The organism is Pseudoxanthomonas sp. GM95 (assembly GCF_900109775.1).
GTDB lineage: Bacteria > Pseudomonadota > Gammaproteobacteria > Xanthomonadales > Xanthomonadaceae > Pseudoxanthomonas_A.
In genome coordinates this window covers 883,054-901,240 of sequence record NZ_FOAX01000002.1, presented here as the reverse complement: position 1 = coordinate 901,240, position 18,187 = coordinate 883,054, and the positions used below count along the sequence as shown (strand labels likewise).

Here is an 18,187-nt window from a genome sequence, read left to right as displayed (position 1 = left end):
GCGTCATCGCGATGCCGTCAGCAGCGCCAACGGCATCGATGTCATCGATGCCGCGCTTGACTCATCGTGTCTGCGCGTCTTACAAACCATGGCCCGGTTGCATGCCACCGGACGCCTTGCCTCGCCTTTCCTTCCATTTCCTCCTGCCGCGCCTGATGGTGCGGTGGTTGCCAGGAGCTATGTCGAATGAAGTCGGTGTTGCTGTTGTTGGGCCTGTGCGCGAGCGCGCTGCCGGCCCGGGCCGCGCAGCCGATCGCGCAGCGTTTCAATGCCGATCCCTCGCCGCACTATTTCGCGACCGCACGCGGTGGTGGCTTCTACCTGTACGCCACCGATGACGCGTCCAACAGCGGCACCTACTGGGATTCCACCAGCTGGCGGCTGTATACCTCGCCGGACCTGCAGCAGTGGCGCGACGCCGGCGCGCCGCTGGATGTGAGCGTTTTCAAGTGGGCCCGGCCCGATGCCAAGGCCTGGGCGCCCGACGCCGTCGCGCGCAACGGCCGGTACTACTTCTATGCGCCCATCGGCGGCGACAAGATCGGCGTCGCGGTGGCCGACGATCCGGCTGGCCCGTTCCACGATGCACGGAGCGATGCGCTGGTAGACAAGGCGCGCGATGCCAACGCCGGCGCCGAGCCGATCGACCCGCAGGTCCTGGTCGACGACGATGGCCAGGCGTATCTGGTCTTCGGCACGCGCGTGCCCAAGATGGTGCGGCTGGCCAGGGACATGATCCACCTGGAAGGCCCGATCCAGGACATCGTGATCGAAGGCTTCCCCAAGGACGATCCGAAGAAGCAATACGGGGAGGCGCCGTTCCTGCACAAGCGCGGCAGCACCTACTACTTCAGCTTTTCCACCGGCTGGCCTGGGCAGATCGTGTATGCAACATCCCGTACGCCGACCGGGCCATTCCGCTATCGCGGGGTGATCCTGGATTACCTGGCCATTTCCACCAACCACCAGGCGATCATCGAGCACGATGGCAAGTCGTACCTGTTCTACCACGACGCCCTGCTGCCCGGCAGCGGCGACCACAAGCGCTCGATCGCGATCGCGCCGCTGACCTACACCGACGAAGGCGACATCGTCCAAGTGAAGCCCTGACCGGGAAACGCCGCGCCGCATCGCCTGCTGTCATCGGGGTTGAACGTCGCGCCTGTACCGCGGGCCAACGCTTGACGCGCAGCCGGCGCGGGGACGGACTAGAATTCGCGCCCCACTTTGCGGGCCGTCTTGGCCTGCGCCGTCTTTCCGGAAGTCCATGAAGCACCTTGCCCAGTGCGTGGTCCGTTACGCGCAATGCCTTTGGCAGGCCCAACCACTGCTGCCGCTGGAATCAGGCGCCGCAGCGCCTGCATCGTCCGAGCGCCTGCGCCGCGCGGCGCAGCTTGCAGATCATTACCTGGCCAGCCTGCTCGGCTCGCTGGCCGCGCTACCTGCCGACCAGCGCGCCACGCTGACCCAGGCCGCGCGCATGGGCCTGCGCCCGGTGCTGGCCAGCCAGCACAAGCCCGATGCGGTGCGCGATGCCTTGATCGCCGGCGAGCCGCTGGTGCCGCCACAGGCGCCTGCCACACCCGTGGCGCCATGGCGCGACGAAGCGCTGGCCGCGATCGCGCTGCGCAGCCTGCAGTACGCGCTGGACCTGAGCGATGCGCTGCCCGATCCGCACGCCGCCACGCCGATGACCGGCCTGAGCAACGAGCAACACGCCGCGCTGTGGACCGCCGCACACGCCATCGATGAGCAACAGGCCGCGCTCTGGGATGCGATGGAAGCAGTCAGCACCGCTGAAGCCGACCTGCTGGCCGCGGCCGCGCGCGATGCGGTCCAGCACGTGTTGCCCGACCATCCCCATGCCGAACTGCTGGCCTACTTCGCCAGCGGCATGTTCGCCGAACGGGTTTGCGCCAAGGGCTGAGCGCGTCCTGCACGAGCGCATTACCCCGCATTGCTAAGCTTTCCCACGCCGGTGTCCCCGTCATCGGCACGTTCCTGGGAGGGAAAGCATCGATGAAACGCACCGGACGTAGCGCCTGGCTCCTGGCCACTTTTTGGATCGCGGCCCTGCCGCAGGCACGCGCCGCGCAGGACGCGCCCGACGCACCGCGCATCACCCTGGAGATCACGTCGCGCGAAGACGTGCCCGGCGACTGGGGCAACGTCGGCGGTTACGAGAAGCTGACCGGCGTGATCCATGGCGAGGTCGATCCGGCCGATCCGCACAACGCGATCATCCAGGACCTGCAGCTGGCCGACCGCAACGCGCGCGGGATGCTGGACTACGCCTCCGAATTCGTCCTGCTCAAGCCCAAGGACATGTCCAAGGCCAGCGGCGTGCTGCGCTACGACGCGCCCAACCGCGGCAGCATCCTGACCTGGATCGATCCGGCCAGGACGCCGGGCGATGCGGTGTATTTCGAACGCGGCACCGTGCTGCTGTACGCGGCCTGGCAAGGCGACGTCCCCAAGTCCTCGCCACAGCGGCTCACCCTGAGCGTGCCGCTGGCGCACAACGCCGATGGTTCGTCGATCACCGGGCCGTATCGCGCCGAGCTGGTGCCCAACCAGCCCACGCCGTCGATGTCGCTGCCCGGCGGCACCTTCAACGCCTCGATGCTGCCGTATGCGCCGGCCAGCCTGGACACCGCCCAGCCGGGGTATTCGCTCACCCGCCGCGTCAACGAGAGCGATGCGCGCCAGTCGATCGCCGCGCAGGACTGGGCCTTCGCCAGGTGCGATGCCGAGCATCCCTTCCCCGGCACACCAGACCCGGCCAGCGTCTGCCTGCGCGCAGGCTTCGATCCGCAGTATCTCTACGAAGTGGTTTACGTCGCCAAGGATCCCAAGGTCATGGGCGTCGGGCTGGCGGCGCTGCGCGACGTGGTCAGCTTCTTCCGCCACGACGCGCAGGACAGCGATGGCCGCACCAATCCGCTGGCCGGCCACATCCATTACGCGCTGGCCGAAGGCACCTCGCAGTCGGGCAACCTGATGAAGACCTTCATGCACCTGGGCTTCAATCAGGCGCGCGACGGCAGCAAGGTGTTCGACGGCATCTACGCGCAGGTCGCCGCGCGCCTGACCAATATCAACGCGCGCTTCGCCGTACCCGGCAGCGCAGGGGGACTGCGTGCCGATCGCACCGCTTTCGGCCAGATGGGGCCGCGTGCGCTGGCGCCGGACTACGTGGACGGGCTCACCGGCGAACGCGGCGGACTGATGGCGCGCTGCACGGCCACGCAGACCTGTCCGAAGTTTTTCCTCGGCCTGTCCGGCACCGAGTTCTGGCAGCTGCAGGGTGCGCCGGTGCTCAGCGATGCCAGCGGCGCGCGCGACCTCAAGCAGCCGGCTGATGCGCGCATTTACTACTACGCCGGTGCCCAGCACGGCGGCCCGGGCGGCACCGAGAGCATCCACTGGGACCCGAAGCAGGACGTCTATCCGCGCGGCACCGTGGTGCAGTTCAACGACACCTTCCGCGCCCTGTGGATCGCGCTGGAAGACTGGGTGGTCAAGGGCACGCCGCCACCGGACAGCCGCGCCCCGCGCATCACCGACGGCACGCTGGTCGCGCCCAAGGCCGTCAAGTTTCCCGTGATGCGCGGCGTGTCGTGGCCGGTGGACGGCACGCCCACGCCGATCCCCGCGTTCAACTACCTGGCCCGCGTGAACCGGATGACGCGGCTCGACTTCGGCCCGCAGTACAACGCAAAGGACGAGTCCGGCATCGCCACGGTGCTGCCGCCGCGCGACACCGGCCGCCTCTACGCGCCGCGCGTGCCGCAGGTCGATCCGAAAACCGGCATCGGCATCGCCGGCGTGCACAGCGTCGAGGCGCTTGCGCCGCTGGGCACGAGTCTGGAATTCGACTACGTCGCCCGTCCGGGCATCGTCGACCTGTCCACGCTCGCAGGCAGTTTCATCCCTTTCCACGCCACCGAAGCCGCGCGCAAGGCCGCCGGCGATACGCGCCCCTCGCTGGAATCGCTGTACGGCATGCAGGCCGGATACGTCGCCGCCGTGCGCAAGGCCGCCGACAAACTCGTCGCGCAACGCCTGCTGCTGCCGCGCGATGCGGAGCGGTTGGTCAATGAGGCGAAGGCTCGGAAGGTGTTGCCCTAGGCACGCCATGCGGGAGCTGCGCGTCCGTGGGAGCCGCTTCAGCGGCGAAGGGCTTTGTCGACAAGCCCTGTCGCCGCTGAAGCGGCTCCCACATTTGCGCTGACGAAGGCAAAAGAAAAAGGCGGATGCCTCGCGGCACCCGCCTTTTTTTAAAGCCAGATCGGGTGAATCAACCGCCGATGCTGGCCGTGTTGTTGCTGCGATCGGCGTCGGGCAGCTTGTGGTCCGGGTCCAGGGTGACCTTGGCCACCGGCTTGGTCACGGCGATGCCGACTTCCGGGGCGCTGCGCTGGATCCATGCTTCGACCGGGATACGGCGATCCTCATGGCTGCCGTCGGTGTAGTCGATGCGCAGCGTCGCCGGCATCACCAGCTTCTGCCGGCTGGCCAGCGCCACCGAAATGGCGGTGTGGCTGTCATCGACGTAGCGTGCGCCGGTGATGCCCATGTCCAGCTGCCAGTTGTTGAAGTACCAGCCGCGCCACCACCACGACAGGTCCTCACCGGATTCGCTTTCCATGAAGCGGAAGAAGTCCGACGGGTCCGGATGCTTGTACGCCCAGGTGGCGATGTACTTGCGGAACGCGGGATCGAAACGCTCAGGCCCCAGGATCTGCTCGCGCAGTAGCACCAGGCCCAGCGCGCCTTTGAAGTAGGTCACCGGATGGCGGTACTTCTCGCTGGTGCCGTCGGCGATGTGCATCAGCGTCGGCGCATCGGCATCGGCCAGCACGGGCAGGATCTCATCGACCGGATTGCCGCCCTTGGGCGCGTATTCGCCATCGCGCTTGGGCGCGTATTCGCCGTGGTTGAATGCGTCCGAGGCGTAGACGTCGATGAAGGTGTTGAAGCCTTCATCCATGAACGCATGGCGGCGCTCGTTGGAGCCGACGATCATCGGGAACCAGCCGTGGCCCAGCTCATGCGCGGTGATCCAGAACAGCTTGTCGTCCTTGTCGTCATAGCCGTCGAACACGATGCCCGGATACTCCATGCCCGCGCCGTGGCCGCCCAGGTTGACCGCTGCCGGCCACGGGTAGGCGTACCATTTGCTGGAAAAATGCTCGATCGCGCCCTTGACGTACTCGGTCGAGCGCACCCAGTTGGTGACACCTTCTTCCGGATACACCGACATGGCCAGCGAATGCTTGCCGCCCGGCAGGTTGATGCGCGCCGCATCCCACACGAACGCCGGCGAGGCGGCAAACGCCACGTCGCGGGTGTGGTCCATGTGGAAGCGCCAGGTCTTGGTGCCGCTACGACTGGGGCGCGAGGCCGGATCGGTGACTTCGGCCGGCGCGCGGATCATCACCGTCTTGTCGCTGGCCGCGGCGTCCTTCAAGCGGCTGCGCTGGGTCGCGGTGAGCACCTCATCGCCATTGGTCAGCCCGCCGGAGCCGGCGACGATGTAATCCCACGGCACGGTCACCGCGTAGTCGAAGTCGCCGTATTCCAGGTAGAACTCCGAGCCCAGGTAAGGCTGCGTGTCCCAGCCACGCAGGTCGTCGTAGACGGCCATGCGCGGATACCACTGGGCGATCTCGTAGATGTCGCCATTCTTGGTGGGCGTGATCGCGGTGCGTCCGCCCCAGGTGCCGGGCACGGTGTAGCGGTAGTTGATATGCAGCTTGAGGCTGCCGTCGCCGGCCTTGAGCGCAGTAGGCAGATCCACGCGCATGCGCGTGTCGTCCACCAGGTAATCGACCTTGCTGCGCTTGCCGCCCTGCTCCACTTCCACGCTGGCGATGCTCATGCCATCGCCGTACTGCGGCGTGCGGCCCGGACGCGGCGAACGCGCCGACGCCGCGCGCGAATCGGCGCGGTAGATGTTCTGGTCCAGCTGCAGCCACAGCACGTCCAGCGCATCGGGGCTGTGGTTGGTGTAACTGATCGTCGCCTCGCCAGTGAGCGTGTGCGTGGCCGGGTCGATGGTGGCGTGCAGGTCGTAGTCGGCGCTGTTCTGCCAGAACAGCGGGCCGGGCTTGCCCGCACCGCCGCGGAGCGCATTGGCCGGCTGCGGCAACTGCAGCGGCGCGAAGAACTCGATCGGATTGAAGCCCGCATCCTGCGGCTTGGTGGGCGAGGCCGCGGGCGCGGCAATGGCCGCGCAGGCCAGCGATGACAACAACAAGGCCAAGCCGCGCAGGCCGCGGCGATGGGACGGGTTCATGGGCGCAGGGATTCCGATGCGACGAAGGGGAATCTGAATCCTACCTTGCAGGATCGTCAGCGCATGGGCCTTTTGGGCTAGAGGGTCGCTTGTTTTCTGTTGTGCGGGTTCTGATCTTTGGCAGCTGCAGCTGGTCACCACTGAATGGTTTCAGTTGCATCTTCTGATGGCTATATGTGCTGTGTAGAGCAAGTGCAGAGCTTTCGCGCGGCTTCGCCGCACGCCTTCCTTTTGTCTTGGCAAAAGGAAGCAAAACCGGCAGCGCCTGACACCCGCCGCCGCGATGCGGCGGTGCCCTGTGCTCCTCGCCGGAAACGGCACGGCGCGGGAACTCGCTGCGCTCAAACACCCGCGCCTCTTCGGCCGTTTCCGCCTGCGGTGCTCGGCTCGCTTTGAAGGCGCTGAAGATCAAGAGCAGAGCAAACGCAAAAGCGGCACCGCGCGAGGTGCTGCTCTTGCTTGTGCTTTCAGATCTCCGTGAGGCACGGCGAAGGGGCGAGGCCAAGACCCGCAGGGCGATGCACATGGATGTGCATCGTTTTTGGAAGGGACAAGATGTCCCATCCAAAAATCCCTCGCCCCGTAGCGAACCCGCGTAGCGGGCGTGCCGCCCGGAGTGTGTTTCTTTGCCTACCTTTCTTTGCACAAGCAAAGAAAGTAGGTCGTGGCGCGAAGCGCCGCGAAAGCTCTGCTCCAAAATCAAAGTCGCCGCGTGAACGCGGCGGAGAACTCAGCCGAGCAACGTCTCCAACACCGCCATCCGGATCGCCACGCCATTGCCCACCTGGCGCAATACCAGCGACTGCGGCCCATCGGCCACTTCGTCGGTGATCTCGACACCGCGGTTGATCGGCCCCGGATGCAGCACTACAGCACCCGTGGCGGCCTGCTTAAGGCGCGCGGCCGTCAGGCCGTAGTCGCGGTGGTAATCCTCCAGCGAAGTGACCAGGCCTTCTTCCATGCGCTCGCGCTGCAGGCGCAGCATCATCAGCACGTCGGCGCCCTTGAGCGCGGCGTCGAAATCGCCGGTGGTCTGGCAGCCGGCGCTGACATCAGCTTCCGGCAGCAGGTTGTCGGGGGCGCAGAGCGTGACATCGGTGGCGCCCAGCGTACGCAGCGCCTGCAGGTCCGAGCGGGCCACGCGCGAGTGCTTGATGTCGCCAACCATCACGATCTTGAGCTTGGAGAAGTCCGGGCCCTTGGCCTGGCGGATCGACAGCACGTCCAGCAGGCCCTGCGTGGGATGCGAAGAACGGCCGTCGCCGGCGTTGATCACCGTGGTGCCTTCGTGCGCGTGGCGGGCCAGCATTTCGGCGGCGCCGTCGTCCGGGTGGCGCACCACGAAACCACGCACGCCCATCGCTTCCAGGTTGCGCAGGGTGTCCAGCGCGGTCTCGCCCTTGCGGGCCGACGAGGTCGACGCATCGAAATTCACCACGTCCGCGCCCAGGCGCTGGGCGGCGATCTGGAACGAGCTGCGGGTGCGCGTGGAGGGCTCGAAGAACAGCGTGCATACGGTGCGGCCAACCAGCGTGTCGCGCTTCTGGGTGCGGCCCAGCGCGGTATCGCGGATCGCGCCGGCGCGGTCGAGGATGCGGCACAGCGTCTCTTTGGGCAGGCCATCCAGCGTCAGCAGGTGCAGCAGGCGGCCATCGGAATCCAGTTGGGTCATGGGGTGCTCGTGGTGTGGCGACGGGCGACGTCCCGGGACGGGCCGTGCGCGAAAGAAGGAAGAAGGTGCGTGGCGTCGTGTCGTGGCCGACCAATCTGGCTGGCCTGCAAAGCCTCACTCGACATGCGTGGCGTCCTGCGGCGCGGCCAGCCAGCGTTCGACGATGACCGCCGCGGCGACCGCATCCAGCGCGGCAGCATCTCGCTTTTTCTTGCGGCCCTGGGCGCGGTCCACGGCGAAGCGCTGCGCGGCCTCGACCGAACTGGAGCGCTCGTCCACCAGCACCACCGGCAGCTTGTAGCGCAGGCGCAGCTCGCGCGCGAAAGCCTGGGCGCGCTTGCGGATCGGCTGGTCGCCGCCGTCCAGGGTCAGCGGATCGCCGACCACCAGGCCGTCGGGGCGCCATTCGGCGCGCAGCTTGTCCAGCGCGGCCCAGTCCGGGCCGCTGGGGTGGACGTCGACCACGGCCAGCGCGCGCGCGCCGGTGCCGAAGGCACTGCCCACCGCCACGCCGATCCGGCGCGAGCCCACGTCGAAGCCCAGCACGGTGCCGTCCAGCTTCATGACCGGGCTCCGGGCAGTGGGAAAAGACGGGGATGCGCCGTCTGCGGACGGCGCCAGGCGCGGGCGAGGAAGAGGTTCCAGGCCCGATGCATCATGCGTGACCGCTGTAGTCCGTCAGGCGGGTCATGTCCACGCCGATGCGGCCGCCTGCGGCCTGCCAGCGCTGGTCCAGCGGCATGTCGAACAGCAACTCGCCATCGGCCGGTGCGGTCAGCCAACTGTTTTCACCCAGCTCGAACTCGAGCTGGCCCGCGCCCCAGCCGGCGCAGCCCAGCGCCACCACGGCGTTATCCGGGCCGCGGCCGTTGGCCATGGCTTCGAGGATGTCGCGCGAAGTGGTCAGGTACAGGCCGTCGGTGATCTGCAGGGTGGAATCCCACTCGCCGCTGCCGTCGTGCAGGACGAAGCCGCGCTCGGGATGAACCGGACCGCCGTACAGCACCACGCGGTTGCGCAGGCTCTCGTCATCGGTGTCCAGCTGCATCTGGCGCAGCACTTCGCCCAAGGTGTATTCCGAGGCGCGATTGACCACCACGCCCATGGCGCCGTCGTCATCGTGCTGGCAGATCAGGGCCACGCTCCGCGAAAAATGCGGATCGTCCAAGGCAGGCAGCGCGACCAGCAGCTGGTTGGCCAGGTTGTCGGACAGCGTGGGCATGGGGTCATTCTAGCCGCAAGGTGCCGATCTGCCGCGCCGGGCCGTTCACGTTTTCGCGCGCCCCCGCCGTAACGCACGCTCACTGCGGGTTTGCATGCGATCAGCACAATCAGGGTTTTCCACGGCATGGGACACGGCAATGGGCACGATCGCAGTGGTGATGGTCGACGGCGTAGCGGACTGGGAAATCGGCGTGGTGCTGCCGGCCGCGCGCGAATGGTTCGGCGATACGGTCAGCGTGGCTAGCATCGATGGGCAAGCGGTCACTTCGATCGGCGGGCTGACGATCACACCGTCGCTAGCCCTCTCCGACCTTGACCCGCTGGCGGCCGATCTGTGGATCCTGCCCGGCAGCGAGCGCTGGCAGGCGGGCGAAATCCCCGGCCTAAGCGGCGTGCTGCGCGACCGCGTCGCGGCTGGCAAGCCCGTGGCCGCGATCTGCGGCGCGACCCTGGCGCTGGCCTATGCCGGCCTGCTCGATACCCGCCCGCACACCAGCAATGCGCTGGACTTCCTCACCCGCAACGTCGGCGCGGTCTACGCCGGCCAGGCGCACTACCGCGATGAAACGGTGGTCAGCGCCGAGGGCGTGGTCACCGCACCGGGCAGCAGCCCGGTGAACTTCGCCCTGGCCTGCCTGCGCCTGCTGCACCTGGACCGCGAGGATGACATCGCCCAGGTGCGGGCGATGTTCGCCGGCGAGTTGGCCTAGGCGTCCAGGCCGATCGCGCAGCTCACGCCAGTGCCACCCAGGCCGCAGTAGCCGTTCGGGTTCTTGGCCAGGTACTGCTGGTGGTAGTCCTCGGCGAAGTAGAACGGCGGCGCCGGATACACGATCTCGGTGGTGATCTCGCCGTAGCCGGCCTCGCGCAGGCGCTGCTGGTAAGCGTCGCGGCTGGCGATGGCGGCATCGTATTGATCCTGCGTTTCGCAATAGATCGCCGAACGGTATTCGGTGCCGCGATCGTTGCCCTGGCGCATGCCCTGGGTCGGGTCGTGGTTTTCCCAGAAGGTGCGCAGCACCTCCTCGCGCGAGACCTTCGCCGGGTCGAACACCACCCGCACCACTTCGGCATGGCCGGTCTGGCCGGTGCAGCTTTCCTCGTAGGTCGGATTGGGCGTGGCGCCGCCCTGGTAGCCGACGGCCGTGGTGTAGACGCCCGGCAGCTGCCAGAACTTGCGCTCGGCGCCCCAGAAGCAACCCATGCCCACGTCGATCGTTTCCATCCCGGCAAACTCGCCCTTGAGCGGATGGCCGTTGACGAAGTGCACGTTGCGCAGCGGCAGCGGCTCGGCGCGACCCGGCAGGGCTTCACCTTCGCGCGGCAGGCGCTGCTTGAACGCACCAATGCCCAGGCGGGCCGTCAGTTCTTCGAACATGGGGGAACCTCCAGAAGGTGGGATGCCGGCCGTCAGGCGGGCAACAGGCCCGAATCGGGCAACTCCCCGTAAGTGGGGGCTTCCGGGCCGTCCAGCAAGCCCGAGGCCTTGAGCGCGTCATGCGCGGCCGGCAGCGCCACATCCGGCACGCAGACCCGCAGCACGCCGAAAAGCGGCAGCTCGCCGCCGGCGCCGAGCAGCGATTCGCCGAAGACGAAGGCCGGGATGCCGGCGTCTTCCAGTGCGTGCTTGGCCAGGTGGGCGTCGAACAGGTTGTCGGCGCGATAGGCGACTTGCATGGGCGCGCCCCTTGGGCGTGAGGACTGTGGGCGAGCATACGCCGGCCGTGCGGGCCGGCTTGTGGAGATCACAGGCGTGGAAGCCGGCCGGGGCCAGCGCCTGCCATCGGCTAAACTTGTTGATTCTTCGAAATCGCCTTGCGCCCTGCCCATGTCCGACACGCCTGCCCTGCCCGCCGATTCCGCACCCGAAAAGCGGGACTTCATCCGCCAGATCGTGCGTGAGGACCTGGCCCAAGGCCGGCACCAGGGCATCCGCACGCGCTTTCCGCCCGAGCCCAACGGTTACCTGCACATCGGCCATGCCAAGGCGATCTGCCTGGACTTCGGCGTGGCGGCCGAGTTCGGCGGCGTGTGCAACCTGCGCCTGGACGACACCAACCCGGCCAAGGAAGACCCCGAGTTCGTCGCCGCCATCCAGGACGACGTGCGCTGGCTGGGCTTCGACTGGGCCAACCTTCGCCATGCCTCTGACTACTTCGACGTGCTGTACCTGGCCGCCGAAAAGCTGGTCCAGCAGGGCGACGCGTTCGTCTGTGACCTGTCGGCCGAGGAAGTGCGCGAATACCGCGGCACCCTGACCGAGCCTGGCCGCAACTCGCCCTATCGCGACCGCAGCCCGGAAGAAAACCTCGACCTGCTGCGCCGCATGCGCGCCGGCGAGTTCCCCGATGGCGCCCGCACCCTGCGCGCCAAGATCGACATGGCCAGCGGCAACATCAACCTGCGCGACCCGGCGCTGTACCGCATCAAGCACGTCGAGCACCAGAACACCGGCAACGCCTGGCCGATCTATCCGATGTACGACTTCGCCCATTCGCTGAGCGATGCGGTCGAAGGCATCACGCATTCGCTGTGCACGCTGGAGTTCGAAGACCACCGCCCGCTGTACGACTGGTGCGTGGACAAGGTGGACCTGGTCGGCCATCCGGCGCTGCTGCAGCCGCTGCTGGAAAAAGGCTTGCCGCGCGAAGCGGCCAAACCGCGCCAGATCGAGTTCTCGCGCCTGAACATCAACTTCACCGTGATGAGCAAGCGCAAGCTGACCCAGCTGGTCATGGAAAACCTGGTGGAAGGCTGGGACGACCCGCGCATGTACACGCTGCAGGGCCTGCGTCGCCGTGGCTATACGCCTGCCTCCTTGCGCCTGCTGGTGGACCGCGTCGGCATCTCCAAGCAGAACTCCGTGATCGATTTCTCAGTGCTGGAAGGCTGCCTGCGCGACGACCTGGACGCTACCGCGCCGCGCCGCATGGCGGTGGTCGATCCGGTCAAGCTGGTCCTGACCAACCTGCCCGAAGGCCACGAGGAGACGCTGAGCTTCTCCAACCATCCCAAGGACGAAACGCAGGGCCTGCGCGAGATTCCGTTTTCACGCGAACTGTGGATCGAGCGCGAGGATTTCGCCGAAATCCCGCCCAAGGGCTGGAAGCGCCTGGTCACCGGCGGTGAAGTGCGCCTGCGCGGCGCCGGCATCATCCGCTGCGATGAGGTGATCAAGGACGCCGACGGCACCATCACCGAGCTGCGCGGCTGGCTGGATCCGGAATCACGCCCGGGCATGGAAGGCGCCAACCGCAAGGTCAAGGGCACCATTCACTGGGTCAGCGCGACGCAGGGCGTGTCGGCGGAAATCCGCCTGTTCGACCGTCTGTTCTCGGTGGCCAAGCCGGACGACGAAAGCGAAGGCAAGACCTATCGCGACTACCTCAACCCCGACTCCAAGCGCGTGGTGACCGGCTATGTCGAGCCGGCCGCTGCGCTGGCCGCACCGGAGCAGTCCTACCAGTTCGAGCGCACCGGCTATTTCGTGGCCGACCGCCGCGACCACACCCAGGCCAAGCCGGTGTTCAACCGCAGCGTGACTTTGCGCGATACCTGGGCGGCCCAGGCCTGATGCGTCTGCGCTGCGCGCTGTTCACGCCGCTGCTGGCCGCCGCCGTGCTGCTGGCCGGCTGCGCCGCACCGGCGAACACGACCGCGCCGCAGACCGCGCCTTCAGACACGCCCGCGCCTGCACCGGCGGCCAATCCCGCACCGGCGCCTGCCACTGGGACGCCGGTCGAGGCCCCCGTCACCGCCGCGCCCTCGCCGGCACCCACCACGCCGGTGAAAGTCGACACCAGCTGCAAGCGCGACGCCGATTGCGCGGTGAAGAACGTCGGTAGCTGCTGCGGCGAACTGCCCGCCTGCGTCAACGCCGACAGCCCGACCGATCCGGCGGCCGTCCAGGCCCAGTGCCAGGCCAGCGGCCGCATGGGCATCTGCGGCTTTCGCCAGATCAGCGCCTGCCAGTGCCAGGCCGGCACCTGCCAGCCGGCCAACGATGGCACCGGCCTCCTGAATTCCCCTTCCCCCGCACCGTTGCCGATCCGCTGATGCTGTACGCCCAAGTCCACCTCACCCTGCCCGCCTGGGTCCACGACGCCGTGGACATGGCGCGCACCTACGACACCGACGAAGACAAAGTCGCGCTGGCGATCGCGCTGTCGCGCCTGAATGTCGAGCACGCCAGCGGCGGCCCGTTCGGCGCGGCGGTGTTCGGCGCCGACCATCGCATCGTCGCCGTCGGCGTCAATCGCGTGGTGCCGCACAACACCTCGCTGGCCCACGCCGAAAACATGGCCTACATGCTGGCCCAGCAGCGCGTGCAGTCGTTCCGCCTCAATGCGGTGCTGCCCGGCCCGGTGGTCCTGGCCACTTCGGCCCAGCCCTGCTGCCAGTGCTTCGGCGCGACCGTGTGGGCCGGCATCGATCGCCTGCTGATCGGCGCGCGTGCGGAAGACGTGGAAACCCTGACTGATTTCGACGAAGGCCCGTTGCCCGCCGACTGGGTCGGTGAACTCAACAAGCGCGGCATCGAGGTGGTGCGCGACCTGCATCGCGATGCATCGCGCGCGGTGCTGGCCCATTACGGCCAGCACGGCCCGCAGTACTGACCGCCATGCAGGGACTGCTGTGCTACTGCCGCCAGGGCTTCGAGCCGGAACTGGCGGGCGAACTGACCCAGCGCGCGGCCGAGGCTGGCTTTGCCGGTTATGCGCGCACCCAGCGCAATGACGGCTATGTCGTGTTCGCCTGCGAGGACGAGGGCCTATCCGAGGCGCTGCCGTGGCAGCAGCTAGTGTTCGCCCGGCAGAAGCTGGCGCTGATCACCGAGCTGCGCGGACTGGATCCAGCCGACCGGATCACGCCGATGCTGGCAGCGCTGGCCGGCACGCCGCGCTTTGGCGATGTGTGGGTGGAGCACCCGGACAGCGATGCGGCCAAGCCGCTCGCCGGCCTGGCCCGCAGCTTCGGCAATGCGCTGCGCCCGGCGCTGCGCAAGGCCGGCCTGCTCAGCGCCAAGGAAGACAGCCGCCTGCCGCGCCTGCATGTGCTGTTCGTCAATGGCGACCATGCCTTTCTCGGCATCGCGCAGCCGGCCGACGCCGCGCCGTGGCCGCTGGGCATCCCGCGCCTGCGCTTGCTGCCGGATGCGCCGTCGCGTTCTGCATTGAAGCTGGAAGAGGCCGTGCTGGCCCTGCTGCGCCCGGACGAGCGCGAAACCCTGCTGCGCGCCGGCATGAGCGCGGCCGATCTGGGCGCCGCGCCCGGCGGCTGGACCTGGGTCCTGACCCGCCAGCACCTGCGCGTGACCAGCGTGGACAACGGCCCGCTGCGCCAGCACGTGCTGGACACCGGCCTGGTCGAACACCTGCGCGCCGACGGCTTCCGCTGGCAGCCCGCGCAGCCGCTGGACTGGATGGTCTGCGACATGGTCGAACAGCCGCGCCGCGTGGCCGAGCGCATGGCCACCTGGCTGCGCGAAGGCTGGTGCCGCCACACCATCTTCAACCTCAAGCTGCCGATGAAAAAGCGCTGGGACGAAACCACGCTGTGCCTGGAGATCCTGCGCGAACAGTCCGGCGGCCTGCGCACCGTGCGCGCCAAGCAGCTCTACCACGACCGCGAAGAGATCACGGTATTCGCGTCCAAGGGCGGGCGCTGAGCCGGCTCAGCTTGAGCATGCGGAAGCTGCTTCAGCCGCGATGATGGTTGTGGGTGAAGCCCCATCGCCACTGAAGTGGCTCCTCCAGGAAAAACGCATTCCACGACGCCGCGCACGCCGCATCTCAACCGGTGCAAATGGCCTGTGCGATCCTGCCTTCCGTCGAAAGGAGGCCACCGTCATGCAACCCATCCAGCTCAAGGACCCGGCCGGGTTCGCCGAGGAATACCTGCGCCTGTCGCTGATGCAGGGCTTCGGCTCGCTCAACAAGCGCGACCTCGAACTGCTGACCTTCGTCCTGCTGGAACGCGACGGCGCGATCTCGCGCTCAAGTTCCAATGCCGTCGCCGCGCTGCAACTGCGGATCACGCCAACCCGGGTCAAGAGCCTGCGCCGCGATGGCTACGCGCGTTGGCGCGCGCTTGTGCCGGAGGAATCCGACGCCGCCCTGCAGCGGATCGTGGCCACGGTGCTGACCGAAGAGAACCTGCGCTCCGGCGCCAAGCACGTCAGCGAGCGGGCGAAGAAGGACGGCTTCCTCGCCATCCGCGTCGAGCATCCCGATGACGCACAGCAGTTCGAGCAGGCCATCCTCGATGTGGGCGCGCTGCCGGTCTATGAGCGCAACCGCGAAGTGGTGGCGGTGCGCTTCGACACCCTGCTCAAGATCGCCGAAAAATGGGGCTACCTGCAGCCCGACCCGGCCGCGATCACCCGCGAACTGAAGAAGCTCCAACCCACCGCCAGCGAAGTCGCCGACCTGCTGCAAAAGGACGTCGCCAAACTGCGCTGGGACGATGCGCGCAACGCGCTCAACAGCCTCGGCGCCAAGGCGATTGCCTCGACCGCCGAGGGCGGATTGAAAGGACTGCTGAAGCTGGTGTTCCCGTTCCTGCCCTGAGCCTTACAGGCCCGCCGCACGCCGCCACAGCAGGGCGGTCAGCGGCGGCAGCTTGCCTGCCAGGCCGAGCAGCGGCCCGCGCGCCAGCGTGGTGTGCAATTCATCGGTGGAAAACAGCCGGTTGATGCCATCGAAGGTGTAGGCCGCCACCGCATTTTCGCTACGCCGCGTGCGCGCCCAGCGTTGCAGGCGATGCGGCGTGTCCCAGTCGGCGCGGCGCGCCTGCGCATCGGCGACCAGGTGCTGGAGCCCGGCCACGTCACGCAGGCCGAGGTTGACGCCCTGACCGGCCAGCGGATGCACCACGTGCGCCGCATCGCCGATGGCGACCACGCGCCCTTCCACGTACTGCTGCGCCAGCTGCAGCTTCAGCGGAAACGCCGCACGCGGTGAGTCGAGCGTCAGCTCGCCCAGGCGCCCACCGAAGGCCGTGGTGAGTTCGCGCGAGAACGCGGTGTCATCCAGCGCCAGCACGCGCGCGGCTTCGTCCTGCGACAGCGTCCAGACGATGGAACTGCGTCCATCCGTGCACGGCAACACCGCCAGCGGCCCGGTCGGCAGGAAGCGCTGCCACGCGGTGTCTTCATGCGGGCCTTCGCTGCGCAGATAGGCAACCACACCTCGTTGCGCGTAATCGTGGCCCTGCACGGGCAATCCGGCCAGCTGGCGCAAGGTGGAACCCGCGCCGTCGGCCGCCACGACCAGGCGCGCTTCCAGCCGCGCGCCGTCGTCCAGGCGCAGGCGCACGCCGCTGGCGTCCTGCTCCATCGCCTCTACGCGAGCCGGGCAGCGCACCTGCACGCCTGCAGCGGGAAGCGCGGCCCAGAGGCGATCGGCCAGGAGTGAATGCTCGATGATCCAGCCCAGCTGGGTGCGGCCCATGCGATCGGCATCGAAGGTCAGCTCACCGCCACCGGCCGCATCCCACACGCGCATGCGCCGATAGGCCTGCGCGCGCGTGGCGCGTACCGCATTCCAGACGCCCAGCTGCTCCAGCAGGGCCGCGTTGTCCGGCGCGAACGCGTAGACCCGCAGGTCCGGCTGCTGCGCCGACCACGACGCCGGCACCTGGCCCTCGACCAGCTCCACGTCCAGGTCCTGCGCGGCCAGTGCCAGTGCACATGCCGCGCCGACCACGCCACCACCCACCACGATCACATCGCTGCGGCCGCGACGACTCATGCCGCCACCTCGCGGCACAGCGCGGGCACGTCGCCGGCAAAGCCCATCGCCCCGCCGACCAGCATCGACTGCACCGCCTGCACGCTGCCTGCGGCCAGCAAGCCAGCGCTGCGCACTGGCCGTAGCAGCGGCGCGGGGTTGCTTGTCAGGCGCGCCAGGCCATCGGAAAAGCGCAACGTGCGCTCGCGATCGGGCTGGCGCCGGCGCACGTATTCGGCCAGCAGCGCATCGCCGCCGGCATCCTCGGACTGCGCCATCAACTCGGCCAGGGTCAGCGCATCGCGCAGGCCCAGGTTGAAGCCCTGCGCACCCAATGGATGGATGCTCTGCGCGGCATTGCCCAGCAGCACCGCACGCGGCGCGACCAGGCGCTCGGCCAGCACGCGCACGATCGGGTAGGCACTGCGCGGCCCGCTCGCCAAGAACTTGCCTGCGCGCCAACCGAACGCCGCCTGCGCATGCGCCAGCCAGCCAGCGTCATCCAGCGCGGCAACGGCCTCGGCCTGATCCTCCGGCACCCCGTGGATCAGCCCGTAGTGGCGATCGCCACGCGGCAGCAGCGCGGTTGGGCCATCGTTGCCGAAACGCTCCCACGCTGTACCGTCGGGCGCGCGCGAGGTGCGCACCCGTGCAACGAACAGGCGTTGCGCATAGTCGTGGCGCTCGACGGCGATGCCCAGCGCGTCGCGGACCATGCTGTTGCTGCCGTCGGCGCCGACCAGCAGCGGCGTCTCCAGTTCGGTTTCGCCGTCGGCGGTCGCGATGCGGACGCGGCGCAGGCCTTCGCCCATCCCAGCGAGGGCAACGAAGCGCGCCGGGCGATAACGGGTCAGGTGCGTGCAGGCCGCCAGTGCGTCTTCCAGCGCCGTGCCGAAGTCACGCGCCACCACCACCTGGCCGAATTCGCTGCGCCCGTAATCGCGCGCCTGCAGCAGCACCCGGCCGAAATCGCCCGCGCGGCTGACATGGATCCGCTGGATCGGGCCGGTCGGATGGCGCAGCCGTTGCAGCACGCCCAACGCCGTCAGCGCATTGACCGTGGCAGCGGCAAAACTGAGGTTGCGTTCGTCGAACACCGCGGGCACCTCGCCCGCCGGCGTCGCTTCGATCAGGGCGACGTCGCGCCCCAGCCGGTCCAGCGCGATCGCCAAGCTGGCCCCGACCAGGCCGCCGCCGACGATCACCACATCATGTCGTGCACTCATGGCCGACATGATACGACCCCGCCCGGCACGGGCG

Annotated in this window: 18 protein-coding genes; 9 read left to right on the top strand and 9 right to left on the bottom strand. The window is 68.2% G+C overall.

Annotated elements, in window-relative coordinates:
* The first annotated feature begins 186 nt into the window (after positions 1-186).
* The 3 genes from BMZ17_RS12020 (at position 187) to BMZ17_RS12010 (ending at position 4,131) form a co-directional block, all read left to right on the top strand.
* A complete protein-coding gene (locus tag BMZ17_RS12020) occupies positions 187-1,110 on the top strand; it encodes a family 43 glycosylhydrolase (RefSeq protein WP_093138803.1) in 924 nt (307 codons plus the stop codon).
* Positions 1,111-1,267: 157 nt separating this feature from the next.
* Entirely contained in the window at positions 1,268-1,927 is a 660-nt protein-coding gene (locus BMZ17_RS12015) for a hypothetical protein (protein WP_093138802.1), read from the top strand.
* A 92-nt stretch (positions 1,928-2,019) separates the two neighbouring features.
* Positions 2,020-4,131: an alpha/beta hydrolase domain-containing protein gene (locus BMZ17_RS12010; protein ID WP_093138801.1), complete on the top strand. Its 2,112-nt coding sequence runs from the start codon at positions 2,020-2,022 to the stop codon at positions 4,129-4,131.
* Between the two features lie 169 nt (positions 4,132-4,300).
* On the opposite strand, the gene BMZ17_RS12005 is transcribed toward BMZ17_RS12010, so the two are convergent.
* The 5 genes from BMZ17_RS12005 to BMZ17_RS11985 form a co-directional block, all read right to left on the bottom strand.
* Complete coding sequence (locus tag BMZ17_RS12005) at positions 4,301-6,301, bottom strand: M1 family metallopeptidase (RefSeq protein WP_093138800.1); 2,001 nt, start codon at positions 6,299-6,301, stop codon at positions 4,301-4,303.
* A 40-nt stretch (positions 6,302-6,341) separates the two neighbouring features.
* Positions 6,342-6,827: a hypothetical protein gene (locus BMZ17_RS21150; RefSeq protein ID WP_175485565.1), complete on the bottom strand. Its 486-nt coding sequence runs from the start codon at positions 6,825-6,827 to the stop codon at positions 6,342-6,344.
* A gap of 204 nt (positions 6,828-7,031) precedes the next feature.
* Positions 7,032-7,973 (bottom strand): aspartate carbamoyltransferase catalytic subunit, encoded by a 942-nt coding sequence (locus tag BMZ17_RS11995; RefSeq protein WP_093138798.1) that lies wholly within the window; start codon positions 7,971-7,973, stop codon positions 7,032-7,034.
* A 114-nt stretch (positions 7,974-8,087) separates the two neighbouring features.
* Positions 8,088-8,537: a Holliday junction resolvase RuvX gene (gene ruvX, locus BMZ17_RS11990; protein WP_093138797.1), complete on the bottom strand. Its 450-nt coding sequence runs from the start codon at positions 8,535-8,537 to the stop codon at positions 8,088-8,090.
* Positions 8,538-8,628: 91 nt separating this feature from the next.
* Complete coding sequence (locus BMZ17_RS11985; RefSeq protein ID WP_093138796.1) at positions 8,629-9,195, bottom strand: YqgE/AlgH family protein; 567 nt, start codon at positions 9,193-9,195, stop codon at positions 8,629-8,631.
* A 139-nt stretch (positions 9,196-9,334) separates the two neighbouring features.
* On the opposite strand from BMZ17_RS11985, the gene BMZ17_RS11980 reads away from it, so the two are divergent.
* Complete coding sequence (locus tag BMZ17_RS11980; protein WP_093138795.1) at positions 9,335-9,907, top strand: type 1 glutamine amidotransferase family protein; 573 nt, start codon at positions 9,335-9,337, stop codon at positions 9,905-9,907.
* Here the strand turns inward: BMZ17_RS11980 and msrA are convergent.
* Together msrA and BMZ17_RS11970 are read right to left on the bottom strand one after the other, a co-directional pair.
* Positions 9,904-10,575, bottom strand: coding sequence for a peptide-methionine (S)-S-oxide reductase MsrA (gene msrA, locus BMZ17_RS11975; protein ID WP_093138794.1), 672 nt, complete (start codon positions 10,573-10,575; stop codon positions 9,904-9,906). The genes BMZ17_RS11980 and msrA overlap by 4 nt on opposite strands.
* Positions 10,576-10,607: 32 nt before the next feature.
* Positions 10,608-10,874 carry a putative signal transducing protein gene (locus tag BMZ17_RS11970; protein ID WP_093138793.1) on the bottom strand — a complete coding sequence of 89 codons (267 nt, stop codon included), beginning with the start codon at positions 10,872-10,874 and terminating at the stop codon, positions 10,608-10,610.
* Positions 10,875-11,025: 151 nt separating this feature from the next.
* Between BMZ17_RS11970 and BMZ17_RS11965 the strand changes: the two genes are divergently transcribed.
* The 5 genes from BMZ17_RS11965 (at position 11,026) to BMZ17_RS11945 (ending at position 15,766) form a co-directional block, all read left to right on the top strand.
* On the top strand, positions 11,026-12,771 hold the full coding sequence (locus BMZ17_RS11965) for a glutamine--tRNA ligase/YqeY domain fusion protein (RefSeq protein WP_093138792.1): 1,746 nt from the start codon (positions 11,026-11,028) through the stop codon (positions 12,769-12,771).
* Positions 12,771-13,253: a hypothetical protein gene (locus BMZ17_RS11960; protein ID WP_254775289.1), complete on the top strand. Its 483-nt coding sequence runs from the start codon at positions 12,771-12,773 to the stop codon at positions 13,251-13,253. The genes BMZ17_RS11965 and BMZ17_RS11960 overlap by 1 nt, the downstream gene beginning before the upstream one ends.
* The gene (locus BMZ17_RS11955; protein WP_093138791.1) at positions 13,253-13,813 is read left to right on the top strand and encodes a nucleoside deaminase; all 561 of its coding nucleotides are present in this window, start codon (positions 13,253-13,255) and stop codon (positions 13,811-13,813) included. Before BMZ17_RS11960 ends, BMZ17_RS11955 begins: the two co-directional genes overlap by 1 nt.
* 5 nt (positions 13,814-13,818) lie before the next feature.
* Positions 13,819-14,865, top strand: a complete 1,047-nt coding sequence (gene rlmM / locus BMZ17_RS11950) for a 23S rRNA (cytidine(2498)-2'-O)-methyltransferase RlmM (RefSeq protein WP_093138790.1) — start codon at positions 13,819-13,821, stop codon at positions 14,863-14,865.
* 181 nt (positions 14,866-15,046) lie between these two features.
* Entirely contained in the window at positions 15,047-15,766 is a 720-nt protein-coding gene (locus BMZ17_RS11945; protein WP_093138789.1) for a hypothetical protein, read from the top strand.
* 3 nt (positions 15,767-15,769) lie between these two features.
* On the opposite strand, the gene BMZ17_RS11940 is transcribed toward BMZ17_RS11945, so the two are convergent.
* Both BMZ17_RS11940 and ubiH read right to left on the bottom strand, forming a co-directional pair.
* Positions 15,770-16,948: a UbiH/UbiF family hydroxylase gene (locus tag BMZ17_RS11940; RefSeq protein ID WP_093139688.1), complete on the bottom strand. Its 1,179-nt coding sequence runs from the start codon at positions 16,946-16,948 to the stop codon at positions 15,770-15,772.
* On the bottom strand, positions 16,945-18,153 hold the full coding sequence (gene ubiH, locus BMZ17_RS11935; protein ID WP_093139685.1) for a 2-octaprenyl-6-methoxyphenyl hydroxylase: 1,209 nt from the start codon (positions 18,151-18,153) through the stop codon (positions 16,945-16,947). Before ubiH ends, BMZ17_RS11940 begins: the two co-directional genes overlap by 4 nt.
* Positions 18,154-18,187 lie beyond the last annotated feature (34 nt).